At 72.8% G+C, this 25,023-nt stretch carries 25 protein-coding genes; 12 read left to right on the forward strand and 13 right to left on the reverse strand.

What is annotated here, in order from left to right:
- Positions 1–168 precede the first annotated feature (168 nt).
- The 9 genes from ACZ47G_RS16625 to ACZ47G_RS16665 form a co-directional block, all read right to left on the reverse strand.
- Entirely contained in the window at positions 169–273 is a 105-nt protein-coding gene (locus ACZ47G_RS16625) for a DUF6893 family small protein (RefSeq protein ID WP_380461038.1), read from the reverse strand.
- Entirely contained in the window at positions 267–818 is a 552-nt protein-coding gene (locus ACZ47G_RS16630; protein WP_465743228.1) for a hydrogenase maturation protease, read from the reverse strand. The genes ACZ47G_RS16625 and ACZ47G_RS16630 overlap by 7 nt, the downstream gene beginning before the upstream one ends.
- The gene (locus ACZ47G_RS16635) at positions 815–2,182 is read right to left on the reverse strand and encodes a hypothetical protein (RefSeq protein WP_465743230.1); all 1,368 of its coding nucleotides are present in this window, start codon (positions 2,180–2,182) and stop codon (positions 815–817) included. The genes ACZ47G_RS16630 and ACZ47G_RS16635 overlap by 4 nt, the downstream gene beginning before the upstream one ends.
- Positions 2,179–2,823, reverse strand: coding sequence for a DUF6084 family protein (locus ACZ47G_RS16640; RefSeq protein ID WP_465743232.1), 645 nt, complete (start codon positions 2,821–2,823; stop codon positions 2,179–2,181). The genes ACZ47G_RS16635 and ACZ47G_RS16640 overlap by 4 nt, the downstream gene beginning before the upstream one ends.
- Positions 2,820–3,467 carry a DUF5947 family protein gene (locus ACZ47G_RS16645; RefSeq protein WP_465743234.1) on the reverse strand — a complete coding sequence of 216 codons (648 nt, stop codon included), beginning with the start codon at positions 3,465–3,467 and terminating at the stop codon, positions 2,820–2,822. The genes ACZ47G_RS16640 and ACZ47G_RS16645 overlap by 4 nt, the downstream gene beginning before the upstream one ends.
- Positions 3,464–3,931, reverse strand: coding sequence for a thioredoxin (locus tag ACZ47G_RS16650; protein WP_465743236.1), 468 nt, complete (start codon positions 3,929–3,931; stop codon positions 3,464–3,466). The genes ACZ47G_RS16645 and ACZ47G_RS16650 overlap by 4 nt, the downstream gene beginning before the upstream one ends.
- Positions 3,928–5,715: a nickel-dependent hydrogenase large subunit gene (locus tag ACZ47G_RS16655; RefSeq protein ID WP_465743238.1), complete on the reverse strand. Its 1,788-nt coding sequence runs from the start codon at positions 5,713–5,715 to the stop codon at positions 3,928–3,930. Before ACZ47G_RS16655 ends, ACZ47G_RS16650 begins: the two co-directional genes overlap by 4 nt.
- A 171-nt stretch (positions 5,716–5,886) precedes the next feature.
- Complete coding sequence (locus ACZ47G_RS16660; RefSeq protein ID WP_465743240.1) at positions 5,887–6,933, reverse strand: NADH-quinone oxidoreductase subunit B family protein; 1,047 nt, start codon at positions 6,931–6,933, stop codon at positions 5,887–5,889.
- Between the two features lie 133 nt (positions 6,934–7,066).
- The gene (locus tag ACZ47G_RS16665) at positions 7,067–8,758 is read right to left on the reverse strand and encodes an enoyl-CoA hydratase-related protein (protein WP_465743242.1); all 1,692 of its coding nucleotides are present in this window, start codon (positions 8,756–8,758) and stop codon (positions 7,067–7,069) included.
- Positions 8,759–8,772: 14 nt separating this feature from the next.
- Here ACZ47G_RS16665 and ACZ47G_RS16670 point away from each other — a divergent pair, with 14 nt between their 5' ends.
- The gene (locus ACZ47G_RS16670; protein WP_465743244.1) at positions 8,773–8,943 is read left to right on the forward strand and encodes a hypothetical protein; all 171 of its coding nucleotides are present in this window, start codon (positions 8,773–8,775) and stop codon (positions 8,941–8,943) included.
- A 22-nt stretch (positions 8,944–8,965) separates the two neighbouring features.
- Here ACZ47G_RS16670 and ACZ47G_RS16675 read toward each other — a convergent pair whose 3' ends face one another.
- Both ACZ47G_RS16675 and ACZ47G_RS16680 read right to left on the reverse strand, forming a co-directional pair.
- Positions 8,966–9,388: a hypothetical protein gene (locus ACZ47G_RS16675; protein ID WP_465743246.1), complete on the reverse strand. Its 423-nt coding sequence runs from the start codon at positions 9,386–9,388 to the stop codon at positions 8,966–8,968.
- Positions 9,389–9,394: 6 nt separating this feature from the next.
- Positions 9,395–9,835: a cupredoxin domain-containing protein gene (locus ACZ47G_RS16680; protein WP_465743248.1), complete on the reverse strand. Its 441-nt coding sequence runs from the start codon at positions 9,833–9,835 to the stop codon at positions 9,395–9,397.
- 293 nt (positions 9,836–10,128) lie between these two features.
- On the opposite strand from ACZ47G_RS16680, the gene ACZ47G_RS16685 reads away from it, so the two are divergent.
- The gene (locus ACZ47G_RS16685; protein WP_465743249.1) at positions 10,129–10,551 is read left to right on the forward strand and encodes an SsgA family sporulation/cell division regulator; all 423 of its coding nucleotides are present in this window, start codon (positions 10,129–10,131) and stop codon (positions 10,549–10,551) included.
- 68 nt (positions 10,552–10,619) lie between these two features.
- Complete coding sequence (locus ACZ47G_RS16690; RefSeq protein WP_465743251.1) at positions 10,620–10,994, forward strand: cupin domain-containing protein; 375 nt, start codon at positions 10,620–10,622, stop codon at positions 10,992–10,994.
- A 57-nt stretch (positions 10,995–11,051) separates the two neighbouring features.
- Here ACZ47G_RS16690 and ACZ47G_RS16695 read toward each other — a convergent pair whose 3' ends face one another.
- Positions 11,052–11,354, reverse strand: a complete 303-nt coding sequence (locus ACZ47G_RS16695; protein WP_465743253.1) for a hypothetical protein — start codon at positions 11,352–11,354, stop codon at positions 11,052–11,054.
- Between the two features lie 117 nt (positions 11,355–11,471).
- Between ACZ47G_RS16695 and ACZ47G_RS16700 the strand changes: the two genes are divergently transcribed.
- Positions 11,472–12,224 (forward strand): maleylpyruvate isomerase family mycothiol-dependent enzyme, encoded by a 753-nt coding sequence (locus tag ACZ47G_RS16700; protein WP_465743255.1) that lies wholly within the window; start codon positions 11,472–11,474, stop codon positions 12,222–12,224.
- Between the two features lie 114 nt (positions 12,225–12,338).
- Here the strand turns inward: ACZ47G_RS16700 and ACZ47G_RS16705 are convergent, their stop codons facing one another.
- A complete protein-coding gene (locus ACZ47G_RS16705) occupies positions 12,339–13,535 on the reverse strand; it encodes a TIGR03364 family FAD-dependent oxidoreductase (RefSeq protein WP_465743257.1) in 1,197 nt (398 codons plus the stop codon).
- A gap of 162 nt (positions 13,536–13,697) precedes the next feature.
- On the opposite strand from ACZ47G_RS16705, the gene ACZ47G_RS16710 reads away from it, so the two are divergent.
- The 8 genes from ACZ47G_RS16710 to ACZ47G_RS16745 all read left to right on the forward strand — a co-directional run bounded on the left by ACZ47G_RS16710 (position 13,698) and on the right by ACZ47G_RS16745 (position 24,892).
- On the forward strand, positions 13,698–14,459 hold the full coding sequence (locus ACZ47G_RS16710) for a GntR family transcriptional regulator (protein ID WP_380461066.1): 762 nt from the start codon (positions 13,698–13,700) through the stop codon (positions 14,457–14,459).
- Between the two features lie 4 nt (positions 14,460–14,463).
- Complete coding sequence (locus tag ACZ47G_RS16715) at positions 14,464–15,153, forward strand: phosphonatase-like hydrolase (protein ID WP_465743259.1); 690 nt, start codon at positions 14,464–14,466, stop codon at positions 15,151–15,153.
- 239 nt (positions 15,154–15,392) lie between these two features.
- A complete protein-coding gene (gene dnaE, locus ACZ47G_RS16720) occupies positions 15,393–18,983 on the forward strand; it encodes a DNA polymerase III subunit alpha (RefSeq protein ID WP_465743261.1) in 3,591 nt (1,196 codons plus the stop codon).
- Positions 18,984–19,245: 262 nt separating this feature from the next.
- Positions 19,246–20,004, forward strand: coding sequence for a class I SAM-dependent methyltransferase (locus tag ACZ47G_RS16725; RefSeq protein WP_465743263.1), 759 nt, complete (start codon positions 19,246–19,248; stop codon positions 20,002–20,004).
- 211 nt (positions 20,005–20,215) lie between these two features.
- On the forward strand, positions 20,216–21,724 hold the full coding sequence (locus ACZ47G_RS16730; protein WP_465743265.1) for a Y4yA family PLP-dependent enzyme: 1,509 nt from the start codon (positions 20,216–20,218) through the stop codon (positions 21,722–21,724).
- Positions 21,721–23,049: a pyridoxal-phosphate dependent enzyme gene (locus ACZ47G_RS16735; protein WP_465743266.1), complete on the forward strand. Its 1,329-nt coding sequence runs from the start codon at positions 21,721–21,723 to the stop codon at positions 23,047–23,049. The genes ACZ47G_RS16730 and ACZ47G_RS16735 overlap by 4 nt, the downstream gene beginning before the upstream one ends.
- Before the next feature lie 14 nt (positions 23,050–23,063).
- On the forward strand, positions 23,064–24,251 hold the full coding sequence (locus ACZ47G_RS16740) for an aminotransferase class V-fold PLP-dependent enzyme (protein ID WP_465743267.1): 1,188 nt from the start codon (positions 23,064–23,066) through the stop codon (positions 24,249–24,251).
- A 173-nt stretch (positions 24,252–24,424) separates the two neighbouring features.
- Complete coding sequence (locus ACZ47G_RS16745; RefSeq protein ID WP_465743268.1) at positions 24,425–24,892, forward strand: rhodanese-like domain-containing protein; 468 nt, start codon at positions 24,425–24,427, stop codon at positions 24,890–24,892.
- Positions 24,893–25,023: the final 131 nt, after the last annotated feature.

Genomic DNA, 25,023 nt, shown 5'->3' on the forward strand with positions numbered 1-25,023 from the left:
TACTCAGGGAGCGAGCCCCTTCTTTCGTTTTCTGGTTAAAGGCCCAGAAAAAGAGGAAACGTTCCCCCTGGGGTTGCGGGGCCCACCGCCTTCTTTTTACCCCCCTCTTTGGTTTTCCCCCCCCCCCCCCCCGCGTCCGGGGCTGCACCGTTCGCAGCAATCCGCGGCTCACATCCGCGAGATCTTCAGGTACCGCCGGATGTCCGGCAGGCTCTGCCAGACCAGCGCGCCGATCCCGGCCAGCAGGGCCGCGCAGAACAGTTTCCTCAGCATGGTGTCGTCCTCCTCTCGAGCTCCGCACTCGACGGCTCCGGCCGCACCGCCTCCTCGACGGCCTCCAGCACCGCCTCCTCGACGGCTTCCAACACCGTCCGGACGGCCTCCTCCACCGCGGCGGCGACCGGGGCGCTCAGCCCGATGCCCTCCTCCAGCGAGGCCGGTTCGCAGCCGACCACCAGCACCCGCGCGGGCGGCTCGCCCCCGGTGCCGGCGGCGAGCGTGGCGAGCAGGCCGAGGACGGCGTCCGGGCCCATCCGGTGCCCGTCCAGGACGGGCACCTCCAGCGGCTCGGCGGCCGCCTCGATGAGGTAGACGGTGCCGGGGGCGCCGCCGCGGCAGGTGGCGTCCACCAGGACGGCGGTCCGGTAGCCGTCCAGCAGCCGGTAGGCGAGGTCGACGCCCCGCACCCCGACGTCGACCAGCTCCACGCCCTCCGGCAGCGGGTGGGCGGCCAGCCGCCGGACGGTCTCCACGCCGAAGCCGTCGTCGCCGAGGAAGAGGTTGCCCACCCCGGCGACCAGCACCTTCCCGCCGGTCATGACTCCTCCAGCGGGGTGACCTCGTCGGGCTGGAAGTAGCGGAAGCGCCCCTGGGCCCGCCACAGGTCGGCCCCCGGGTCGTCCTCCACCGTGACGGCCAGGTGCACGGAGCCGTCCACGTCGTGCAGGACGGCCTCGACGACACCGGTCCGTCCGTCCAGGAAGAGGTCCTGGGCGTCGGTGCGCCGCCGGCCGGGCCGCAGCACGACCCGGCTGCCCGCGCCGACCGACCGGCCGTCGACCACCACCCGGTCCCGTTCGGGGTCGACGTCCGGGTCGCCGCCCGGGTCCCACCAGGGCTGTTCCGGATCGGAGCCGCCGGTGATCTCGCGCAGCCCGCGGACGGCGCCGTGGAGGCGTTCCAGCACCTCGGGCGGCATGGACTCGGCCAGGTCGATCACCGCCCCGGCCCGGTCGTCGGTGCCCCGGGCCTCACGCTTCTCCTGGTCGGTCAGGGCCGCCGTTCGCAGCGCCAGGATCTCGTCGATCTCGGTGGAGTCGTAGAGGGTGCCCAGGCTCTCCGGGGCGATCCTCGGGTGGTCCTCCAGGATGATCGGCGAGGACAGCATCACCTGGTACCCGCCGTCCGGCCCGGCCAGGACGGGCCAGGTGCGCTCGTTGCGGCACCGCCCGACGGCCGCGCGGGCCCACTCGGGCGGATCGGTGACCGAGAGGAACCGGCCGTGCTCCAGCCCGAGCAGCAGGTGGGTGGAGACCAGCGAGCGCGGCAGCGCCTCCTCCCGGCCGTCCTCGCGGCGCGGCGTCCAGGGGGAGGCGTTCTCCACCTCGGCGGTGAGCCGCTGCGCCCGGTAGGGGCCGGGCAGTTCCTCGATCCGCAACCGCACCAGCCCGTCGACCTGTTCGCGCCGCCGCACCAGCCGGCCGACGGCGCTGCCCTGCTCGTGCACCAGCTCGGTGCCGCCGACGCCCGGCAGCCGGAACCCCCGCTGCACCCCTGCGCCGGCCAATTCGTCGACGGAGAGCAGGAGTTCGATCCGCTCCTCGACGCCCTCGTCCCATTCGACGAGCACCCGGTCGGCGAGTTCCAGCCGTTCCACCGGCTCGAACCCGCCGGTGGCGGTGGCCCGTTCGACGGTGCGCCGCTGGACCCGCAGGAAGCGCAGCTCGACGGCCAGCCGGTCGTCCTGCCGGGCCTCCATGACGCACTCGGTGCGCTGATGGGAGTGCTCGCCGCCCTGCCTGGTGTACTCCGGCGGCACCAGCACGCCGAACTGCCAGCGCAGCCGGTTCTTGGCGGCCGACGCCCGGTACGGGTAGAGCACGTAGCCCTCCAGCAGCACCGCGTCGGCGATCTGCCGGGCGGCCGCGAAGCCGCGCTCGATCCCCTCGGGGAAGGTCTTCACCGGGCGCCCTCCTCGACGGCCGCGGTCGCGAGCAGGGCGCGCACCGTCGCCTCCCAGGAGGGCAGGGCCCGTCCGGAGCGGTAGGCGAGCAGGTCGTCCAGGACGTCCTCGGGCAGCCGCAGCCAGCCGCAGCCGGGGAAGTGCTGGTCGACGGCCTCCCGCCAGACCCGTACCGGCATCCGCACCCGGGCCTCCCGGTCCCAGGGCACGGGGGTGACCTGGAAGCCGCCGGGGCCGGCGAAGGCGGTGCCGGAGAAGAGCAGCAGCAGCGGCACCTCGCCGTCGTCCAGCGCCCGGAAGTACCGGGCGCAGGCCACCTCCAGGTCGTAGCTGCACGGCACCACCAGGTCGGCCTCGGTCTCCCCGGTGAAGCCGGGCACCAGCAGCGGCACGGTGGCGAACTGGATCGGGTTGAGCGTGGTCGCCCAGCGCTCCCGTTCGCCGAAGAGGTCGGCCAGCCGCTCACCCTCGGCGTCGGCGTAGGGCCGGCGCACCGGTTCGATCCGCAGCTGGCACTGGAGGGCGAGGGCGTGCACCCGGGTGTCGGCGGGCGCCGTGATGCGCAGCCGGAACACCAGGGTCGGCCCGGCCGCGTACGGGTCGGAGCGGACGCCGACGCAGCTGAAGCCGAGCGCCGTCATGCCGTCACCGCCGCCGGCAGGGGGCGCGCCCGGTCGGCCAACTGCCCGAAGAACGCGTCGAGTTCGGCGCGCGCCTCGGCTCCGCCGTCGAAGCCGTGCCAGCACCGCCGGAGCCGGCCGACCAGCTCGTAGCAGAGGTCGATCGGCACCAGGTAGCAGTCGACCCGGCCCTCGGTGCGGCGCAGCAGCAGCGCCTCCACGTCCGGTTCCAGGGCGGCGGCCAGCCGGCTGCCGCCGAGGGCGCGCTGCCAGGCCTCCTCGTCCACCTCGCTCTCGGTGGCGCCGGCCGGCCCGGGGTAGAACGCGAGCAGCCGGTCCAGGACGGCGTTGCGGAACAGGAAGACGGTGCCGACCGGGACGCCCAGCACCGACCAGACCCGCTCGTCCACCTCGCCGTCCGGGTCGACCAGGCAGCGCTCGGGCACGGTGCGGTAGCGCCCGCCGGCCGCGCCCGGCTGCTGGAACAGCAGGCCGCAGGCCGTACAGGTGCAGGCCAGGGCGCGCTCCTCGACGTCCACCAGGTGGCGGTGGCCGGGCGGGAGGTCCCGGCCGCAGAGGCCGCACTGCTCGGGCCGCGGCGGGGCCGGCTCGCGCAGCCGGCGCAGCAGGGCGGTCCCGTCCCGGGAGACCCTGCGGGTGTTCACCGCGCCTCCGCGGGCTGCGGCGGGCGGGTGCCGATCTGGAGCAGCTGGGGGGAGCGCTCCAGCTCCAGGGCCGTCACCTCGGGGGCGTGGCAGGCGAGCGCGGCCTCGACCTCCGGTTCGCCGCAGCCGCAGCCGGAGGCGGTCCGGCGCAGCCGCAGGGTGCCGGTCGCGGGTTCGTAGCCGAGCACCTCGATCCGCTCCGGCAGGCCGGCGAGCGCCCGGTCGATCCGGGCGGTCAGGTCCTCGGGGTGGAGGTCGTGCAGGAGCAGCAGCCCGGCCACCGCCGGGTCGTCCAGCATCCGTTCCAGGGCGGGCGGGGGCAGCGCGGGCACCAGCCGGGCCAGCCCCTCGCCGTAGAACTCCATGAGGTCGCGGACGAGTTGCTCGCCCGCCTGCTCGGCGCCGCTGCCGGCCAGCGCGTCCAGGGCCTGCTGGATCCGCAGCCCGGTCTGTTCGGCCGTCATGCGGTGAGCCCGCTCAGGCCGGTGGGCACGTGCATGGTCTTCAGGGTGCGCCCGTTGCCGACGTACATGTGCACGCCGCAGGGCAGACAGGGGTCGAAGCTGCGCACCGCGCGCATGATGTCGATGCCCTTGAAGTTCTCCGGGGAGTTCTCCTCGAAGATCGGCGTGTTCTGCACCGCGTCCTCGTACGGGCCGGGCGTGCCGTAGCTGTCGCGCACGCTGGCGTTCCACGGGGTGGGCGGGTACGGGTGGTAGTTGGCGATCTTGCCGTCGCGGATCACCATGTGGTGCGAGAGCACGCCGCGCACGGCCTCGGTGAAGCCGCAGCCGATCGACTCGTCCGGCACCTCGAACCGCTCCCAGGTCTGGCTGCGCCCGGCGCGGACCTCGTCGAGCGCCTTCTCGGCGAAGTGCAGGGCGGCGGCGGCCGCGTAGGCCTGGAAGTAGGTGCGGGCGCGGTTGCGCTCGATGGCGTTGCTCCACTGCGGGATCTTCCACTCGAAGGTGACCTCGGGCTTGGTCATCGAGCGGGGCAGGTTGATCTGGACGCTGTGGCCGGTGGCCTTGACGTAGCCGATGTCGACCAGCCCGGACAGCGCGGTGGACCACAGCCTGGCGATCGGGCCGCCACCGGTGTCGAGGGCGAGGTGGTCCTTGCCGTCGAACCAGCGCGGGGACATCACCCAGCTGTACTTGTCGTCGAAGTTGCGCTTCTGCGGCTGGGGGATGGTGTGCTGGTTCCACGGGTGCCGGGGGTCGACGGGGTTGCCCAGCGGGTCGTGGGTGACGAACAGGTCCTTGCCCTGCCAGTCCTCGTAGTAGGAGCTGCCGAGCAGGATCCGGATGCCGAGGTTGATCTGCGTCAGGTCGTTGGTGACGAGCTTGCCGTCCACCACCACGCCGGGGGTGACGAACATCCGCCGCCCCCAGTCCGTCATGTTGCGGTACGTGAAGTCGCAGTGGTCCGGGTCGTTGAGGCTGCCCCAGCAGCCGAGCAGGACGCGGCGCCGGCCGACCTCCTCGTAGCCGGGGAGCGCCTGGTAGAAGAAGTCGAAGAGGTCGTCGTGCAGCGGCACGACCTTCTTCATGAACTCGATGTAGCGCATCAGCCGGGTCAGGTAGTCGGTGAACAGCTGCACCGTGGCGACGGTGCCGACGCCGCCGGGGTAGAGCGTGGAGGGGTGCACATGGCGGCCCTCCATCAGGCAGAACATCTCCCGGGTGTAGCGGCTGACCTGGAGCGCCTCGCGGTAGAACTCGCCCTCGATCGGGTTGAGCGAGCGCATGATGTCGGCGATCGTCTTGTACCCGTGGTCGCCGGCGTGCGGGGACTCGGTGCGTTCGGCCAGTTCCAGGACGCCCGGGTTGGTCTCGCGGACCATCTTCTCGCAGTAGTCGACCCCGACCAGGTTCTCCTGGAAGATGTTGTGGTCGAACATGTACTCGGCCGCCTCGCCGAGGTTGATGATCCACTCCCCCAGGTGCGGGGGCTTCACGCCGTACGCCATGTTCTGGGTGTAGACCGAGCAGGTGGCGTGGTTGTCGCCGCAGATCCCGCAGATCCGGCTGGTGATGAAGTGGGCGTCGCGCGGGTCCTTGCCGCGCATGAAGACGCTGTAGCCGCGGAAGACCGAGGAGGTGCTGTAGCACTCCGCGACCCGCTTCTGCTTGAAGTCGATCTTCGTGTGGATGCCCAGGCTGCCCACGATCCGGGTGATCGGGTCCCACGACATCTCGGTCAGGCCGCTGCCGTCGCCGGCCGCCCTGGTCGTCGGTGTTGCCATCGTCTCTGCGTGTCCTTGTCTACGGGGTCTGCGAGTTCTACGGGGTCTGCGAGGTCCGCGGCGTCTGCGAGGTCCGCGGGGGCGGCGGGTTCTGTGGGTTCTGCGGGGTCCGCCGGCCGGGCCGGGGTCCCACGAGGGCCGCACACCGGGGCGGTGTGCGGCCCTCCCCCGTCACCAGGGCGGGCGGTAACCCGTGGTCAGGTGGCGGCCGGTGCGGCGCCACTTCGGTTCCTTGTCGACGGTCTTCTGGGTGATCGCGCGCAGCCGGCGGATCAGCGTGCCGTACGCGCTGCTGGCACCGGTGGAGACCCGCGAGCCGGGCGGCGGATCCATGAAGGGCATGAACTTGTCCGGGAAGCCCGGCATGGTGCAGGCGATGCAGATCCCGCCCACGTTCGGGCAGCCGCCGACGCCGTTGATCCAGCCGCGCTTGGCGACGTTGCACTTGACGACCGGGCCCCAGCAGCCGAGCCGCACCAGGCACTCGGGGGTGCCGTAGTCGGTGGCGAACTGGCCCTGCTCGTAGTAGCCGCCGCGGTCGCAGCCCTCGTGCACGGTGGCGCCGAACAGCCAGGCGGGCCGCAGCTTGTCGTCGAGCGGGATCATCGGCGCGGAGCCGGCCAGCTGGTACAGCAGGTAGGTGAGCGTCTCGGCGAAGTTGTCGGGCTGGATCGGGCAGCCCGGCACGCAGACGATCGGCAGCCCGGCCTTGGACTTCCAGTCCCAGCCGAGGTAGTCCGGCACGCCCATGGCGCCGGTCGGGTTGCCGGCCATCGCGTGGATGCCGCCGTACGTGGCGCAGGTCCCGATCGCGACCACGGCGGTCGCCTTGGGAGCGAGCCGGTCCAGCCACTCACTGGTGGTGATGGGCTGTCCGGTGGCGGGGTCGTCGCCGAAGCCGCACCAGTAACCCTCCTTCTTGATCTTCTCGTTGGGGATGGATCCCTCGACGACCAGGACGAACGGCTCGATCTCGCCGCGGTCGGCCTTGAAGAACCACTCGACGAAGTTGTCCGCGCCCTGGACCGGGCCGCACTCGAAGTCGATCAGCGGCCAGTGCACCGCGACCTTCGGCAGGCCGGGCAGCGCGCCGGTGACGATCTCCTCGATGCTCGGCTGCATCGCGGCGGTCAGCGAGACGGAGTCCCCGTCGCAGCTGAGGCCGGCGTTGATCCAGAGAACGTGCACCACGTCGGTGTCGGTTGTTGCAGCACCCATGAGGATGCCTCCTCGGGGATGGGAGCCGGACGAAATGGCTCGGACCCAGTCATAGCAACGGTTCGGACGGCCCGCCGGTCCGCGCGTCCGGCGGGGCCGCCCCTCGCGCGCAAGCCCGGCGGGGCCGTTCGGGTCAGCGCGGGGCGAGCAGCCCGGCGGGCACCGGGCGCTTGCGCACGAACGCGGACCGCAGCGCGTGGTACGGCGATTCGGGTGCGAAGAACTGCCGGCGCATCACCGCCAGCTCCTCCTGCCGGTACGCGTCGAGCGGCTTGACCCGCTCGTCGGCCTCGCGCGCGGCCTTCTTCGCCGCGATCCGGCGCTGGGTGGCGGGCGAGGACGCCAGCAGCCCGGCCAGCCGGGCCGCGCCCGCGCCGAACTCCGCCGGCCCGCCGTCGAGCACCCGGTCGACCAGGCCGATCCGCTCGGCGGCCGCCGCGGACACCGGGAGCGCCTGGCCGGTCAGCCGCTCGGCCTCCGCCGCGCCCACCCGGCGCGGCAGGGTGTACGTCCAGTACTCCGAGCCGTACAGGCCCATCAGCCGGTAGTGCGGGTTGAGCACCGAGCCGCGGCGGCACCACACCTCGTCGGCGGCCAGCGCCAGCATCACCCCGCCGGCCGCGGCGTTGCCCCCGAGGGCGGCGACCACCAGGCGGTCGGTGGTAGTGAGCACCTCGGCGACCAGGTCGTCCATCGCGGTGATGTTGGCCCAGGACTCGGCGGCCGGATCGGGCGCGGCCTCGATGACGTTGAGGTGGATGCCGTTGGAGAAGAAGTCCCGGCCCCCGCCGAGCACCAGCACCGAGGTCGGCCGGCCGAGGGCGAAGCGGTACGCCGCCAGCAGCCGGCGGCAGTGCTCGGCGGACATCGCCCCGCCGGGGAAGGAGAACCGCAGGAAGCCCACCGGGCCGTCCTCGCGGTAGCGGATGTCGGACCACCCGGGCCGGTCGCCGTCCTCCGGCATCAGCGGGGCCGGGCGCTCCGGCAGGGGAGGCAGCAGGGCGCCGAGCGCCGTCACCGCGGGGAGCTTGACGGTCGCCGGGCCGCCCGGGGTGCGGCGGCGGCGCAGTTCGGGGAGCCACACTGCGCCGTTCGAGGTAGCCCGGCAGACGGCGCCGGCCCGGGTGGCGAGCAGCTCGCCCGGGCGGCCGCGCAGCCGGGGCTCCGGGTGGCCGCCGTGCAGGAACCACTCGGCGCCGCACAGCTCGTCCAGCACCCCGGGCTGGGAGTCCGCGGCGCGGAGCCGGCGCAGCACCTCCTCGGTGGGGTCGGCCGCCCAGTCGATCCGGCGCTCCTCCTGGCGCAGCGGCGGCCGGGTGCGGACGGTCGCCCGCCAGCCGGGGCCGTGCTGGGGCTGGGGCGCGTGGGTGCCGGAGGCGACCCGCTCCACGGCGAGCAGCGCGGCCGCCACGGCGGCGTCGGAGACCTCGTTGCGGTACAGGTCGCTCTTGCCGCGCGCGGGGAGCCGGCAGGGCGCCCAGGCCCAGACCGGTCCGGCGTCCATCTCCTCCTCGGCCTGGAGCACCGTGACGCCCCACTCGGTACGGCCCTCCTGGACCGCCCGGTCGAGCGAGGACGGGCCGCGGTCGCCCGGTGGGCCGGGGTGGACGATCAGACAGGTGAGCTGCGACCAGACGCTCCGCGGGATCGCGGTGCGCAGCATCGGCGCGAGCACCACGTCCGGCCGCAGGCGGTGCACCGCTGCCGTCAACTCGTCTTCTTCACCGGCCAGTTGGACGTCGACCCGGTGGCGCCGGTCGCGCAGTTCGGCGTGCAGCCGCTGGCTGAGGCTGTTGAACGCGCTGGCGAGGAGCAGGATCCGCATGTCCGCCTCCGACGGTGAGGGCCTCCGGGAACCCGGCGATCATCACCTCCGGCCCGTCCGGCCCCGGGCCCGTCGCTCCCGCCGCGCCGCCCGTTCACCCGGGCGGCGGGGCGGAAGAGGAGGAGCCCCGCACGACGACGGGCTTCCCCACCAACGGCGGCCCGTTCTTCGTCGAGTTCCTGTGACCCGCACGGTGCTCGGCGGACCCTAGAGGCGGCGCGGGCGGGGGGCGGACAGCAGGACGGTGAGCGCCACCAGGGCGACGCCCTCGGCCCAGGCGGCGAGCGTCTTGTCGGCGAACCAGAGCGGCTCGTACATGTCGGGCAGCGGGCCGAGGGCGCCGACGTCGACGTAGCGGTAGAGCAGCAGCGCACCGAGGCCGGAGGCCGCGACCAGCCAGGCGAAGAGGTCGCCGCTGCGCCGGCGCAGCAGCAGGACGAGCAGCACGGCGAGGCTGGCGGCGGCGGCCTCGGCGCGGAACAGGGTGCCCTGGCTGAGGGTGTCGCCGACGGCGTCGTAGCGCTCGGCGAGCCGGGCGTGGACGGCCGCGTCCACGGCGAGTCCGGCGGCCGCGACCAGGCGCAGGACCAGGTGGACGACGCGGTGGCGGCCGGGTAGGAGGGTGGCCACGGCGGCTCAGCCGACGGTCAGGGTGCCGTGCATGAACGGGTGGATGGTGCAGATGTACGGGTGGGCGCCGGTCTGCTGGGGCACGGTGAAGGTCGCGCTGGCGCCCGGCTGGATCGTCCCGGTGTCGAAGGACTTGTCGGCGGCGGTGAGGGTGTGGGCGACGGAGTCCTGGTTCAGCACGGTGACGGTCTGGCCGGGGCCCGCGGTCAGCGCCGCGGGCGCGAAGGTGAAGTTCTTGATGGTGACCTGGAGGGCGCCGGCACTGGCCGCGGTGCTGGTCTCCGCCGGGCTGGTCATGGCGGGGCTGGTGGCGGCGGGGCTGCTCACGGCCGGGCCGGGCGCGCTGCTCGTGGCGCCCTTGGACGGCGTGCCGGAGCTGGAGCAGGCCGCGAGGGCGGCGGAGAGCAGCAACGCGGCGGCTGCCTGGAGGGGCCGGGGGCTGGTCACGTGGGGGCTCCGTTCGGGAGGGGTGCGCCGGCGGGGGCGGCGCGCTTTCCAGCGTGCTGCGGTACGGGCCCGGCGCGGCCAGGCCAAGACCGCCGGACAGCCCGTCGATTCATTCGTACGAGTGAAAGCGCCGACCGTCGAGCTGACACCAGGCGGACCGTACGACCGGGCGATGCGGGGGAATTGTGGAGATTCCTCCCCCGGACGCTGCTCCTCGACGCACCGGGTAGGCGCCCCGGGTAGGCCGGGCCACCCCCTCGCCCGGCGCGTCGCGATTGCAGGAGGCCGAACCGATGCAGCTGTCCACCGTCCGCCCGGTGCCCGTCACCTTCCCCGACAGCGCGGAGCCGGACGTCCCGGTCGACGCGGAACTCCGCTTCGACTCCAGCCTCCCGTACGCGGCCTGTCTGGCGTTCCCGCTGACCCCGTGCCGGTGCACCGGGGACGGTGCCCGGGTGGCCTGGTACTTCAGCCGCGAACTGCTCAACGAGGGCCGGCTCGGCCCGGTCGGCAGCGGTGACGTGCGGATCTGCCCGGGGCTCGAGGGCGAGGTCCTGATCACGCTGCGCGGGCCCGTCGGCCGGGCCCTGGTCAGTGCCCCGGAGGACCTCGTCACGGCGTTCCTCTCGGACTCCTTCGCCCTGGTGCCCGCCGGATCGGAGTCCGACCACCTGGACGTGGACGCCGCCGTCGCCCGGCTGCTCGCCGCCGACTGAGCCCGGTGCTGCGGTCCTCCGTAGAATCCACGGGCCGGACCGCCCGTACCCACCGTCAGGAGACCGCGTTGACGCCCCGCCCCGGACCGGGTGTGCTCACCCACCTGGAGTCCCTGCTGCACCAGACCCCCGCCGACCGGAGCGGGGCGCTGTGGCGGCTGGCGGAGGAGGGGCGCCAGCTGGACGCCAACATCGTCCGGCTGCCCGCGAACGCCGAGGTCGCCGCGCACGTGGAGCCGAACCTCGACGTGCTGGTCCAGGTGCTCGGGGGCAGTGGCCACCTGGAGACCGACAACGGCCGGCAGGCCCTCTCCCCCGGTTGCACCGCCTGGCTCCCGCACGGCGCCCACCGCGCCCTCGCCGCGGGCGAGGACGGCCTGATCTACCTCACCGTCCACCGCCGCCGCCCCGGCCTCACCGTCCGCCCCGCACCGGCCGGGTAACGGGGCGACAACCGGGCGGGTGGCCTGGCGGGTGGCCCGGCGGCGCGGGGCGACAGGTCAGCGGGTGGGCAGCGGGAGCCGGGCGGCGGAGGTGCCGGGGCCGGTCGGGCCGGGGAGTTCCCGGCCGTGGTGGCGGCGCAGTTCGGCCTCGGTGAAGCGGCCTGAGCGGCCGTGCCAGTCCAGGTTGCCGGCCATGAAGGTCCGCAGGTGGCGGACGTGCCGGTCGACGGCCTGCCGGGCGGCCGCACCGAGCCTGAAGTCCTCGCACAGGACGGGCAGTTCGGCCGACACCAGGTGCTCGAACTGGTCCAGCCGGACCTCGACGAGGTGCGCATCCGGAGAGTTACTTGACAGGCTCAACCTTTCAGGCCTAGCGTCGTCGCGATTGTTTCAGCTGATGAAAAATTGAGACCGCAAGCCATCGGGTGCAGTCCGGCCCGGGGGCGCCGCGAACCCGTAGCACTGGAGACAGCCCTCATGACCCCGCTGGACCACGGCGCCGCCGTCGCCGCCGAGACCGCCCGCTTCGTCGCCGCCGTACGGCAGGCCGACCTCACCCTCCCGGTGCCCGGCTGCCCGGACTGGACGCTCGCCGACCTCGTCCGCCACACCGGCAGCGCCCAGCGCTGGTTCACCGCACTGCTCCACCAGCGGATCCAGGAGCGGCCGCTCAGCCGGGACGTCGACCTGCGGCTGCCCGAGCGGGCCGAGGAGCTCCCGGACTGGCTGGCCGAGGCCGCCGAGCAGGCGGGCGCCGCGTTCGCCGAGGGCGGTCTCGACGCGCCGATGTGGGCCTGGGGCGCCGACCAGCACGCCCGGTTCTGGGTCCGGCGGATGCTGTTCGAGACCCTGGTCCACCGGGTCGACGCCGAGACCGCGCTCGGCCTGGCGCCGGAGATCGACCCGGCCCTCGCGGCCGACGGCGTGGCCGAGTTCCTGACCAACCTGCCCTTCGCCACCCCGTTCGCCCCCGGCACGGCCCAGCTGCGCGCCGAGGACCGGACCATCCGCTTCACCCGCACCGACGGCGAGGGCGACTGGCTGGTCCGGCTGCGCCCCGACGGCTTCGGCCTCGACGAGACCGCCGCGGCGGCCGACGCCACCGTCCGGGCCTCCGCCGCCGACCTGCTGCTGGTTCTCTACGGGCGGCTCGACCGCACCGCGGCCGGCGTCGAGCTCGCCGGGGACGAGGAGCTGCTGGCGCACTGGTTCGCCCACTCCGCCTTCTGAGCACCGCCGGGCACCAGGGCATGAAACCGGCCGGACCGCTACCGGTCCGGCCGGTTTCGTCGTCACAGCGCGATGGCGGCGGGGAGGTCCGGTAGTTGCCCCCCGCCGAGCGGTTCAGGCGGTCGCGGCCAGGGTGCCGTCGAAGGTGGCGGCCGCCAGGCCGAAGGAGAGCGTCATCCCGATCCCGGAGGTGACCGAGAGGACCCGCGCCCCCGGCGCCAGGTCGCGCACCAGCAGCGGGCCGCGCGCGCTGCTGGCGTAGACGCCCTGCCAGCGCTCCAGGATCCGCAGCTTCGGCACGCCCAGCACCCGGGCGACGGCGTCGCTCAGCAGCTCGTGGGTGCGCTCGTCGACGAACGGCGGGGTGGTGGCGTCGTAGTGGTGCGAGTCGCCGATCAGCACGGTGCCGCCCGGCAGCCGGGTGAACATCACATTGGCGCCGATCTCCAGCAGCTCCGCGCTGTGGCCCAGCACCTCCTCCCGCAGCCGGGCGGCCGAGGACTGGGCGGTGAAGGCGTCGTAGCGCAGCATCGACGTGGCCGTCAGCACCGCGGAGTCGGTGCGGAACGCGGCCGGGGCCTCGGCGCGGGCCATGGTCAGCCGGCAGCGCTGGACCTCGTGCTCCTCGGCGAGCTCGGGGAAGAGGTAGTCCACGTCGTGGCCGACGCAGACCAGGATCCGGTCGCCGTGCACCGGACCGCGGGTGGTGTGCACCGTGCCGGACTCGACGCCGGTGACGGCGGTGCCCCACAGGACCCGGCCCTGCGGCTGCTCGGCCACCCAGCGGGCCAGCGCGGGCGCCGCCTCACGCGGGTTGACCCGCAGGTCGGCGGGGAGCAGCGCGCCGCCCACCAGGTCGCCGGTCGCGCCCTCCGGGCGGCCGAGCGCCGCCGCCGTCTCCGCGGCGGTGCGCAACCGCACGGCGTCCGCGCCGCGTTCCGCGCTCAGCTCCTCCAGGACGGCCGCCTCGGTCGCCGACCGGGCCACCACCAGGGCGCCGGCCTCCTCGGCCCAGAAGCCGGCCGCCCGGGCGGCGCGCAGCCAGCCGGAGCGGGAGCGCCGGGCGAGGCCGAGCAGTTCGCCGTCCTGGGCGGTGATGCAGCAGTGGCCGAAGTTGCGGACCGACGCGCCGACCGGCTGCCGGTCGCGCTCCACGACGGTGACGGACAGTCCCCGGCTCAGCGCCTCGAAGGCGTGGGCCAGGCCGACGATGCCGGCGCCGACGATCACCACGTCGCTGCGGCCGGGCGTGCCCGGGGTGCGGGGGTGGGATGCGGTGGTTGCGGTTGCGGGTGCGGTGCTGCTGCTCATGGGCCCAGCTAAGGGGCTTCCCGGAGCCGCAGTCAAGAGATGTATGTACAAGTTACCGTCTGTTCACCCGCATGACGATCACCGGGGGCGCCTGAGTGAACAGGAGAAACCGCAGGTGGACCGGGGTTGAGAAGTTCCGACCCGGGGTGTCATAGTCAACTTGTGAAGACAAGTGAGGACCTCCCTCTCCACCAACGGCTCGGCGCCGAGTTCCTGCGCCGCATCGAGTCCGGCGAGTGGCCCGAGGGCAAGCCGGTGCCCAGCGAGTCGCAGCTCTGCGCCGAGTTCGGCACCTCCCGCGGCCCGGTCCGCCAGGCCCTGGCCATGCTGCGCAGCGCGGGCAGTCTGGTCGGCGGGCGCGGCAAGCCGCCCGTCGCCCACCGCACCACGCCCTCCCAGCCCTTCGGCACCTTCCTCTCCTTCACCCAGTGGGCCCGGGGCATCGGCCGCGAGCCCGGCCAGCGCACCGTCGAGGTGGCTCGTCGGCGGGCCACCCCCCGGGTGGCGGCCCGACTCGGCCTGGCCGAGGGCGAGCCGGTCGTCGAACTCCTCCGGCTACGGCTGCTGGACGGCGTCCCGGCCATGCTGGAGCGCTCGACGTTCGTCCAGGAGGTGGGCCGGATCCTGTTCGACTTCGACCCGGACACCGGCTCGGTCTACCAGGAGCTGCTGCGCCGCGAGGTCGACCTGCACCACGCCCGGCACACCATCGACGCCGTCGCCGCCGGGCCGCAGGACGCCGAACTGCTGCGGATCGCCGCCGGGGACCCGCTGCTGCGGGTGCGCCGGCTCACCACGTCCGGCCAGGGCGTCCCGCTGGAGGACGCCGACGACCGCTACCTGCCGGCGATGGCCACCTTCACCGTCGAGAACACCGTCGAAGGCCGTACCGTGATCGGCCGCTACCGCACCGAAGAGGACTGACACCGTGATCGAGCTCGCCGCCCTGGACATGGCCGGTACCACCATCAACGAGTCCGGCGCCGTCTACCGTGCGCTGCGCACCGCCGTCGAGCGCAACGGGGTGACCGTCGCCGAGGCCGACCTCCAGACCTGGATGGGCACCGACAAGCGCGAGGCCATCGCCGCCCTGGTCCGCATCGGCGGGGGCACCCCCACCCCCGAGCTGGTCGAGGAGAGCTACCGGGCGTTCGCGGAGTTCCTGCGCGAGGCCTACCGCAGCAACCCCCCGCAGGCCATCGAGGGCGTCGAGGAGGCCCTGACCGAGCTGCGCCGGCGCGGCATCAAGGTCGCGCTGACCACCGGGTTCAGCGACGACGTCGCCTACCCGCTGCTGGAGTCGCTGGGCTGGTCCACCGGCGAGGGCGGCAACCTGGACGCCGTGGTCACCTCGGACGAGGTCCCCCGCGGCCGTCCGGCGCCGCACATGATCCACCGGGCGATGGAGAAGACCGGGGTGATCGACACCCGCCGGGTGCTGACCGCCGGCGACACCGTGGTCGACGTCGAGGCCGGCCGCAACGCCGGGGCCGGGGTCGTCGTCGGGGTGCTGACCGGGGAGCTCGACCGCGCCGACTTCGACGGCCACCCGTACACCCACGTGCTGGCCGGCGTCACCGAGATCCCCGGCCTGGCCGAGGCCCGGCGGACGGTCTGACGGCACCACCGCCGCGGGCCGGGTCGCCGTCCGGAGACCCGGCCCGCGGCCGTGCGGAGCCGTCCGGTCCGGGCCCCGCCCGGCAGGCGCGGAGGCGGCGGGAAGAGGCGGCCGGAAGAGGCGGCGGGAAGGACGCGTCAAGAACGCCGCCCCGGACCCCCCGCCCGGCGCGTCGCCCGGGCCGACGCGCTAGCCTGGACGGCTTCCGCACCCCGAGGTCCACCGAGGAGCACAGCGCCGTGTCCGACAGCTTCGCGCACCTGCACGTCCACACCGAGTACTCGATGCTGGACGGGGCGGCGAAGAACGGCAAGCTGTTCGCCGAGGCGGAGAGACAGGGCATGCCCGCCATCGCGATGAGCGACCACGGCAACATGTTCGGCGCGTACGAGTTCTTCCACTCCGCCGCCAAGACCGGGGTGAAGCCGATCATCGGCATCGAGGCCTACGTCGCGCCGGCCTCGCGCTTCCTGAAGAAGCAGGTGTTCTGGTCCCCCGGCGGCCAGCGCCCGACCGGCGCCGACGGCGAGGGCGGCAAGGACGTCTCCGGTGGCGGCCGCTACACCCACATGACGATGTGGGCGCAGAACGCGACCGGCCTGCGCAACCTGTTCAAGCTCTCCTCGCTCGCGTCGATGGAGGGCTACTACATGAAGCCCCGGATGGACCGCGAGCTGATCGCCGCCAACGCCACCGGCATCATCGCCACCACCGGCTGCCCCTCGGGCGAGGTGCAGACCCGGCTGCGGCTGGGCCAGTACGACGAGGCGGTCAAGGCGGCCGGCGCCTACCAGGACATCTTCGGCAAGGAGAACTACTTCCTGGAGCTGATGGACCACGGCCTGTCCATCGAGCAGGACGTCCGTGAGGACCTGCTGCGGCTGGCCAAGCAGCTGAACATCCCGCTGCTGGCCACCAACGACTCCCACTATGTGACGGCCGACCAGGCGGACGCCCACGACAGCCTGCTCTGCGTCGGCGTGGGCAAGAACAAGGACGACCCGAACCGCTTCAAGTTCCAGGGCACCGGCTACTACGTGAAGACCGCGGAGGAGATGCGCGAGCTCTTCCGCGAGCTGCCGGAGGCCTGCGACAACACCCTGGCGATCGCCGAGCGGGTCGAGTCGTACGAGGAGGTCTTCACCTACGTCGACCGGATGCCCCAGTTCGACGTGCCCGAGGGCGAGACCCAGGCCTCCTACCTGCGCAAGAAGATCGAGGTCGGGCTCAAGCACCGCTACGGCGACAGTCCGAGCCAGGAGGTGCTGGACCGGATCGAGCTGGAGATGGGCGTGATCACCCCGATGGGGTTCGACGCCTACTTCCTCGTGGTCGCCGACATCTGCCAGTACGGCCGGGACAACGGCATCCCGGTCGGCCCGGGCCGTGGTTCGGCGGCGGGCTCGATGGTCGCCTACCTCACCGGCATCACCCAGCTGGACCCGCTGGAGCACGACCTGCTGTTCGAGCGCTTCCTCAACCCCGAGCGCATCAACCCCCCGGACGTCGACATCGACTTCGACGACCGCCAGCGCGACCAGATGGTCCGCTACGTGACGGAGAAGTACGGCGCCGCGTACACGGCCCAGGTGAACACCTTCGGCACGATCAAGGCCAAGGCGGCCGTGAAGGACGCCAACCGCATCCTCGGCTACCCGTTCGCCATGGGCGACCGGATCACCAAGGCGATGCCGCCGGACGTCATGGGCAAGGGCGTGCCGCTGGCCGACCTGTTCGACGAGAAGCACTCCCGGTACAACGAGGGCACCGAGATCCGGGCGCTGTACCAGAACGAGCCCGACGTCAAGAAGATCATCGACACCGGCCGGGGCATCGAGGGCCTGATCCGCGGCACGGGTGTGCACGCCGCGGCCGTCATCCTCTCCTCCACCCCGCTGCTCGACCTGATCCCGCTGCACATGCGGGACAAGGACGGCGTGATCATCACCGGCTTCGACTACCCGTCGTGCGAAGCCATGGGCCTGATCAAGATGGACTTCCTGGGTCTGCGGAACCTGGGCATCATCGACCACTGCATCAAGATCGTGAAGGCCAACCGGGGCGTCGACGTCGACATCGAGAAGATCCCGATCGACGACCCCACCACGTACCAGCTGCTGGCCCGCGGCGACACCCTGGGCGTGTTCCAGCTCGACGGCGGCCCCATGCGCGCCCTGCTCAAGCTGATGAAGCCGACCGAGTTCGCCGACATCTCCGCCGTCTCCGCGCTGTACCGGCCCGGCCCGATGGGCATGAACTCGCACACCAACTACGCGCTGCGCAAGAACGCCCAGCAGGAGATCATCCCGATCCACCCCGAGCTGGAGGAGCCGCTCAAGGACGTCCTCGGCCCGACCTACGGCCTGATCGTCTACCAGGAGCAGGTGCAGCGAGCCGCCCAGGTGCTGGCCGGCTACTCGCTCGGCCAGGCAGACCTGCTGCGCCGCGCGATGGGCAAGAAGAAGAAGGAGGTGCTGGAGAAGGAGTTCGTGCCCTTCCACGCGGGCTGCAAGGAGCGCGGCTACTCCGACGAGGCCATCCAGGCGGTGTGGGACGTCCTGGTCCCGTTCGCCGGCTACGCCTTCAACAAGTCGCACTCGGCCGCGTACGGCCTGGTCTCGTACCAGACCGCCTACCTGAAGGCCAACTACCCGGCCGAGTACATGGCGGCGCTGCTCACCTCCGTCGCCGACGACAAGGACAAGATGGCCGTCTACCTGGCCGAGTGCCGGCAGATGGGCATCAAGATCCTCTCCCCGGACGTCAACGAGTCGGTGGTCGACTTCACCGCCGTCGGCAGCGACGTCCGCTTCGGTCTGAAGGCCGTCCGCAACGTCGGCGTGCCGGTGATCGAGTCCCTGGTCGCCACCCGGGAGGAGAAGGGCAAGTACACCTCCTTCCCCGACTTCCTGGACAAGGTCGAGCTGGTGGTGTGCAACAAGCGCACCGTCGACTCCCTGGTCAAGGCGGGCGCCTTCGACTCGCTCGGCCACACCCGGCTCTCGCTCAGCACCGTGCACGAGAACGCGATCGACGCCGTCACCGGGGTGAAGAAGCAGCAGGCCATCGGACAGGACGACCTGTTCGGCGCCCTGGACCTGGGAGACGACGCCGGCCCGGGCATCGGGCTGGACTTCCAGCTCACCGACAACGAGTGGCCCCGGCGCCAACTCCTCGCCCTGGAGCGGGAGATGCTCGGCCTGTACGTCTCCAGCCACCCGCTGGACGGCGCCGAGCACATCCTGTCCCAGAACCGCGACACCTCGATCGCCGAACTCCTCGGCTCCGGCCGCTCCGAGGGCGAGGTCCGGCTCTCCGGCCTGATCACCGGCGTGGACCGGCGGATCAACAAGGCGGGCAACGCCTGGGCGATCATCACCCTGTCCGACCGCGACGGCTCGGTCGAGGTGCTGTTCTTCCCGGCCACCTACAACCTGATGGCCGAGCAGATGATCGAGGACAACGTGATCTCGGTCCGCGGCCGGCTCAACGAGCGCGACGGCTCGCTGAGCATCTTCGGCCAGGAGATCACCACCCTGGACGTCTCCTCCGCCGAGCTGGGCACCAAGCCGCCGGTGCAGATCACCGTCCCGGTGCACCGGATCACCCCGCAGACGGTCGCCGAGCTCAAGCTCGCCCTGGAAGCCCACCCGGGCGATGTGCCGGTCCGGCTGCTCACCACCAACTGGGACAAGAACACCCTGTACGAGCTGGGCTTCCGGGTGAACCCGGACAACGGGCTCGCCTCGGACGTCAAGACCCTCCTGGGCAACCGCGCCTGGGCGGGCGCGGCGGTCCGTGCCGTGCCCGAGCAGTCCGCCGGCCGGTAAGGCGCCGCCGGGTACCGACCGGGGTGGGGCGCAGCGGCGTCCCGCCCCGGGTCCGTTGCATCCCCGTTCCGTCGTGTCCCCATTCCGTCGTGTCCCGGGTTCGTCGCGTGCCGGTTCCGTCGTGCCCGGTCCATCAGATGAAAACGGATATCATTACGGCGCAGGTGGTGGATCGCGCCGGTTCCATTGCCAATCCAGATGGACATGACAGACATTGGCGGAACGGGGACTGCGCATGCGCACGGACACAGCGGGAGTCGGAATGCCGGTGGACGCGACCCTGGCCGGGGCCTGGGTGGAGCGCTGGGAGCGCCAGCAGGAGCGCTACGCGGTGGAGCGCGAGGAGCGGTTCACCGTCATCGTCGACGTGGTGGAACAGGTGGTCGGCCACCGCGAGCGCCCGCTGATCGCCGACCTCGGCTGCGGCCCCGGCTCGCTGTCCGCCCGCGTCGCCGACCGGCTGCCGCACGCCGAGGTGATCGCGGTCGACATCGACCCGCTGCTGCTCGCCCTCGGCCGGGCCGGACACCCCCGGGTCACCCGCTGGGTGGAGACCCTGATCGGCCGGCCGGGCTGGATCGAGGACCTCGGACTGGACCGCCCGCTGGACGCCGTGCTCTCCTCCACCGCGCTGCACTACCCGCCGCCGGAGGCCCTGCTGCGGATCTACCGCGACCTCGCGGGCGCGCTGAGCCCCGGGGCCGTCCTGGTCAACGGCGACCACCTCGTCCCCGAGGAGCCCTCGCTCGCCGAACTCGCGCTGGCGATCGGCCGGCGCCGCTCCCAGCGCCGGGGCCTCGGCGGGGAGGAGGACTGGTCGCAGTGGTGGGCCGCCGCCGGGCGGATCCCCGAGTTCGCCGAGCTGCTGGCGGCCCGGGAGCGGCAGCTGCCGCCCAGCGAGAGCGGCGACAACGGCCTGTCCGCCACCCAGCACGCCGACCTGCTACGGGTGGCGGGCTTCCGCCAGGCCGGCTCGGTGTGGCAGTACGGCGCCAGCTCGGTCCTGGTCGCGGTGCGCTGACCCCGGAGCTGACGTGATTTCAACTCTTGATTGTCACAAGTGGATTGAGTTCTTTCGCATGGACACAGTCTTTGCGATGGTGTGACAGAAAGTCCTGTTGAATCAATGTGAAAAAAGTTACCGTTTCCCTCGGTCGGCGACGCCCACCGCGGTGAGATCCGTGTGCGCCGGACGACCGCACGCCGACCTCCGACGGGAAGCAGATTCGCCGATGCGGCCCTCACCGCTCTATCTGGAACCACGGCTGGAGCCGCGGCTCCGATCCCTCCTGGAGACCCCCGACTTCCTGCACATGCTGGTCGACGCACTCGGGTCACCGCTCAACCTGCTGCTGCCCGAACAGATCGTCGACAACCTGGCCCGCTTCCGGGCCGTCTACCGCAAGCACCACCTCACCGGCCGGATCCACTTCGCCCACAAGGCCAACCGCTCCAGCGCCCTCGTCCGGCGGCTCGCCGCCACCGACGCCGGGCTGGACGTCGCCTCGCTCGGGGAACTCCAGCACGCCCTCGGCGCCGGCTGCACCCCCGAACGGATCATCGCCACCGGCCCCAAGAGCCGCGAGTTCCTCTGGCTGGCCGCCCGCACCGGCGCCACCGTCCACCTGGACTCCCGGGCCGAACTCGACGACCTCGCCGAGCTGGTGCGCAAACACGCCCTCCCCCGGGTGCCCGTCCTGCCCCGGCTCTCCGGCTTCCACTCGCCGGGCACCACCGTCCTCACCCGGCCCAGCCGCTTCGGCTCCCCCGTCGGCGAACTCGACGAGCTGCTCGACGCCCTCGAACGCCACCGGGACGCCGTCGAACTCACCGGCGTCGCCTACCACGTGGACACCACCGGGGTGACCGAGAAGGCCGTCGCCCTGGAGGCCTGCCTCCGGGTGATGGACGAGTGCCACCGCCGCGGCCTGCGCCCGCGCACCATCGACATCGGCGGCGGCTTCGGCGTCAACTACCTGGCCCACGCCGCCCAGTGGGAGCAGTACACCACCGAGCTCACCGCCGCCGTCCTGGGCCGGCGGCCCCCGCTCACCTGGCAGGGGCACGGCTACGGGCTGCGCAACGAGTCCGGCACCCTGCGCGGCGCACTCGGCCTGTACCCCGCGCACCGCCCGGTGGCCGCCGAGGCGTACCTGGACGAACTGCTCTCCCACCGGGCCCCCACCCTCGGACGGCCGCTCGGCACCCTGCTGCTGGAGCACATGTACGACCTCACCGTCGAGCCCGGCCGGGCCCTGGTCGACCAGTGCGGGGCCACCCTCGGCCGCGTCCTGGAGGTGCGGCACACCCCCGACGGCGACTGCCTGGTACGGCTGGAGATGAACGCCCGGGACGCCAGCCTGGAGGACCACGGCGTGCTGATGGACCCGGTGCTGATCCCCCGCCCCGGCGCCCCCGCCACCGCCACCGCCACCGCCACCGCCACCGCCACCGAGCCCGTCGCGGTCCACCTGATGGGCAACCTCTGTCTGGAGGCCGACCTGATCACCCGCCGGCTGGTCTTCCTGCCCCGCCTCCCGGCCCCCGGCGACCTCCTCGCCTTCGCGAACACCGCCGGCTACCTGATGGACTTCAACGCCGGCGGACCGCTGCGGCAGCCCGTCGCGCGCAAGGTCGCCGCGTACCGGCAGGACGGCGCCTGGCACTGGCGCCTCGACGAGCAGTACTGGCCCCTCGACACCACGGGGGCCGCGACGGACCAGGGGGACGGACGGGCATGAGGTACGACAGCATCACCGACGCGATCGGCGACACCCCGCTGCTGCGGATCGACCCGGCGGTGACCGGCCTGCGCAACATCGACCTGTACGCCAAGCTCGAACTGCTCAACCCCTTCGGCTCGGTCAAGGACCGCGCCGCCTGGAACATGACCCGCGAGGCCCTCCCGGCCGCCGTCGCCCGCGGCGACACCATCGTGGAACTGTCCAGCGGCAACACCGCCAAGGCGCTCGCGCTGATCGCCGGCATGCACGGACTGCCGTTCAAGAGCGTCACCAACCGGATGAAGGTCCCCGAGATCAAGGACCTGCTCCTGCTGCTCGGCGCGGAGATCGAGGAACTGCCCGGCCGCGCCGAGTGCCTCGACCCGACCGACACCGACGACCCGCTCACCCGGATCCACCGGATGCTCTCCGAAGCCGAATCGGGCTACCTCCACACCGACCAGTACTACAGCCCGCTCAACCTCGACGCGCACCTCACCGGCACCGGACCGGAGATCGTCCGCGACCTCGACGGCCGCGCCCCGGACGTGTTCATCGCCTGCGTGGGCACCGCCGGTTCGTCCACCGGCGTGGCCACGGTGCTGCGCGCCCACAACCCGGCGGTCGAGGTGGTCGGACTGGTCGCCCACAAGTCCGACTTCATCCCCGGCATCCGCACCATCGACGAGGTGCACGAGGTCGGGCTGTTCGACCCCGGCACCTACGACCGCATCGAGTCGGTGACCGCCGACCAGGCCATCGACGGCATGCTCACCCTGGTCCGCCGCTGCGGCCTGCTGGCCGGGCCCACCGGCGGCGGCGCGTACTACGGCGCGCTGCGCCATCTGCGCGCCCTGGAGGCCGAGTTGACGGATTCCGACGAGCGCCGGACGGCCGTGTTCATCGTCTGCGACCGGGTCGAGAGCTACCTCGGCTACCTGCGCGACCGCCGGCCGGAGCTGTTCAACCAGCCCGCGCGGCCCAACTCGCCGTCCACGCTGACCGAGGCCGAGCTCGACGCCGCCCGGATCCTCGACGTGGACGCCGCCCGCAAGTGGATCGCCGAGGAGCGCCCGCTGGTGATCGACCTGCGCGGGCCGTTCGCCTACGCGGCCCTGCACATCGAGGGCTCGATCAACATCGTCGACGAGCTGTTCGAGCAACTCCTGCACGGTGGACTGCCGTTCGGCGCCCGGCAGCCCGTCCTGCTGGCCTGTCCGGTCGGCGAGAAGTCGGTGCGGTACGCCGCCCTGCTCACCCGGATGGGACACCGGGACGCCCGCAGCCTGGCGGGCGGCATCATCGGCTGGCGCGACGCGGGCGCACCGCTGGTCCGGGACTGAACGGGGTGACCGAGATGCGCACGCTCGAAGAACTCGACTCCTGGCACCGCGAGTTGCGGTCCCAGTTCCCGATCATCACGGCCGATCCGGAACAGGCCTACCTGGACAGCGCGGCCACCTCACAGAAGCCCCGGGCGGTGCTCGACACCGTCCAGCGCTACCTCACCACCGCCAACGCCAACGCCGGGCGCGGCACCTACACCTGGGCCAACGCCACCACCGCCCTGGTCGAACGCACCCGCACCCGGGTCGCCGCCTTCCTGGGCGACCCGGACCCAGGACACCCCTCCGGCGTCCACTTCACCAGCGGCACCACCGAGGGCCTGCGCACGGTGGCCCGGGACTGGCTGCCCCGCCACCTGCGCGACGGCGACGAGATCATCGTGCCGTTCGCCGACCACCAGGCGAACGCCCTGCCCTGGCTGGAGGCGCAGCAGTTGCTGGCCGAACGCGGCACCCGGATCCGGGTCCGCGAACTCCCGTACGACCCGGCCTCGCACGACTACGACCACCGGGCGCTGCCCGCACTCGTCACCGAGCGGACGGCGTTCGTCGCCGCCACCCACGTCCACCACGTGTACGGCGGCGACATGAACGTCCACCGGATCCGGGCCGCCGTCGGCCCGTCCGTCCCGATCTGCCTGGACGCGGCGCAGAGCGTCGGCCACCTGCCGGTGGACGTCACCGCCCTGGACGTCGACTTCGTGGTCTTCTCCGGCCACAAGGCACTGGCCCTGCCCGGTACCGGCGCGGTCTGGGCCCGCAACACCCGCGGCCCGGAGTTCCGCCCGGGCGGCTGGAGCGGCACCCCCAACACCTGCGGCATCGCCGGCCTGGAGGCCGCCCTGGACTGGCTGGACGCCGCCGGGACGGACCGCATCCGGCGCTGGACCACCGCCCTGGCCGCCCGGCTCACCGACGGCCTGCGCGACTGCGACGCCTACCGGGTCCTCGGCTGCCAGCAGAGCCTGGCCGCCGACTCCCCGGTCCAGCGCCGCGAGGGCATCGTCACCTTCCGGCACCGCGGAATCCCCTCCAACGACCTCGGCTTCATCCTCGCCAGCCACGGCCTGATGGTCCGCGCCGACGGCCACTGCCAGGCCCGGGCCGGCGAGGCCGACAGCTCGGTGCGGGTCAGCCTGCACGCCTACAACTCCCCCGAGGAGATCGACCGCCTCCTCGCCGTCCTGCGGAAGCTGTAGCACCGACCCGGGAGAGGACGACCGGCGGCTCCTGGCGGGATCTTGGCGACCTACGGCGTTCACGCCACTCGTGGAGGAGGGCCCGGGGATCGGAGGATGGAGCCGTCGCCGAGCGGGGAAACCCGGAACGGCGCGCCGAACCCCACCCGACCAGTAGGAACACGAGGCACCCGATGTCCGCCAGCGCCGTCCTGAACATGCCCGCCGCCACCCCGACCGAGGCCGCCGCCCACTACGCCGCCCGGCTCGCCTTCGAGGCGGACGTCTCCGACGTCCACGCCGACCTGGCCTCCGGCGCCCCCGGCGTGGTGGTGGTCGACACCCGCAGCGAGGTCGCCTGGAACCAGGGCCACATCCCCGGCGCCGTCCACCTGCCCACCGCGCGGATCGCCGAGCTCGCACCGCAGTTGATCGACCCGGCCACCCAGACCGTGGTCACCTACTGCTGGGGCCCCGGCTGCAACGGCGCCACCCGCGCGGCCCTGGCCTTCGCCCGCCTCGGCTACCCGGTCAAGGAGATGCTCGGCGGCTTCGAGTACTGGGTCCGCGAGGGCTTCGCGTTCGACACCGCCACCGGCACCGAGCAGCGCCCCATCGACGACCTGACCGCCCCGCGCTCGGGCATCTCCTGCGCATGCTGAACCACCCCGCGTGGGCGGGGGGGAACCCCCCCCCCGCCACACCCACCCACCCGCCCCCGCTCTCCCCCCCCTTTGCCCCCCCCACCCCCCTCCCACGAGCCCACACAAAAAACACCCCCCCCCACCCCCCC

It is taken from the genome of Kitasatospora sp. NPDC030952 (genome assembly GCF_055571335.1).

What these genes read in the sequence shown, in the direction of transcription:
- ACZ47G_RS16730 (WP_465743265.1), top strand. Translation starts at nt 20,216, where the DNA reads ATGCGGCCCTCACCGCTCTATCTGGAACCACGGCTGGAGCCGCGGCTC.
- ACZ47G_RS16685 (WP_465743249.1), top strand. Translation starts at nt 10,129, where the DNA reads ATGCAGCTGTCCACCGTCCGCCCGGTGCCCGTCACCTTCCCCGACAGC.
- ACZ47G_RS16630 (WP_465743228.1), bottom strand. Translation starts at nt 818, where the DNA reads ATGACCGGCGGGAAGGTGCTGGTCGCCGGGGTGGGCAACCTCTTCCTC.
- ACZ47G_RS16655 (WP_465743238.1), bottom strand. Translation starts at nt 5,715, where the DNA reads ATGGCAACACCGACGACCAGGGCGGCCGGCGACGGCAGCGGCCTGACC.
- ACZ47G_RS16745 (WP_465743268.1), top strand. Translation starts at nt 24,425, where the DNA reads ATGTCCGCCAGCGCCGTCCTGAACATGCCCGCCGCCACCCCGACCGAG.
- ACZ47G_RS16700 (WP_465743255.1), top strand. Translation starts at nt 11,472, where the DNA reads ATGACCCCGCTGGACCACGGCGCCGCCGTCGCCGCCGAGACCGCCCGC.
- ACZ47G_RS16640 (WP_465743232.1), bottom strand. Translation starts at nt 2,823, where the DNA reads ATGACGGCGCTCGGCTTCAGCTGCGTCGGCGTCCGCTCCGACCCGTAC.
- ACZ47G_RS16725 (WP_465743263.1), top strand. Translation starts at nt 19,246, where the DNA reads ATGCCGGTGGACGCGACCCTGGCCGGGGCCTGGGTGGAGCGCTGGGAG.
- ACZ47G_RS16625 (WP_380461038.1), bottom strand. Translation starts at nt 273, where the DNA reads ATGCTGAGGAAACTGTTCTGCGCGGCCCTGCTGGCCGGGATCGGCGCG.
- ACZ47G_RS16660 (WP_465743240.1), bottom strand. Translation starts at nt 6,933, where the DNA reads ATGGGTGCTGCAACAACCGACACCGACGTGGTGCACGTTCTCTGGATC.
- ACZ47G_RS16735 (WP_465743266.1), top strand. Translation starts at nt 21,721, where the DNA reads ATGAGGTACGACAGCATCACCGACGCGATCGGCGACACCCCGCTGCTG.
- ACZ47G_RS16705 (WP_465743257.1), bottom strand. Translation starts at nt 13,535, where the DNA reads ATGAGCAGCAGCACCGCACCCGCAACCGCAACCACCGCATCCCACCCC.
- ACZ47G_RS16740 (WP_465743267.1), top strand. Translation starts at nt 23,064, where the DNA reads ATGCGCACGCTCGAAGAACTCGACTCCTGGCACCGCGAGTTGCGGTCC.
- ACZ47G_RS16650 (WP_465743236.1), bottom strand. Translation starts at nt 3,931, where the DNA reads ATGACGGCCGAACAGACCGGGCTGCGGATCCAGCAGGCCCTGGACGCG.
- ACZ47G_RS16665 (WP_465743242.1), bottom strand. Translation starts at nt 8,758, where the DNA reads ATGCGGATCCTGCTCCTCGCCAGCGCGTTCAACAGCCTCAGCCAGCGG.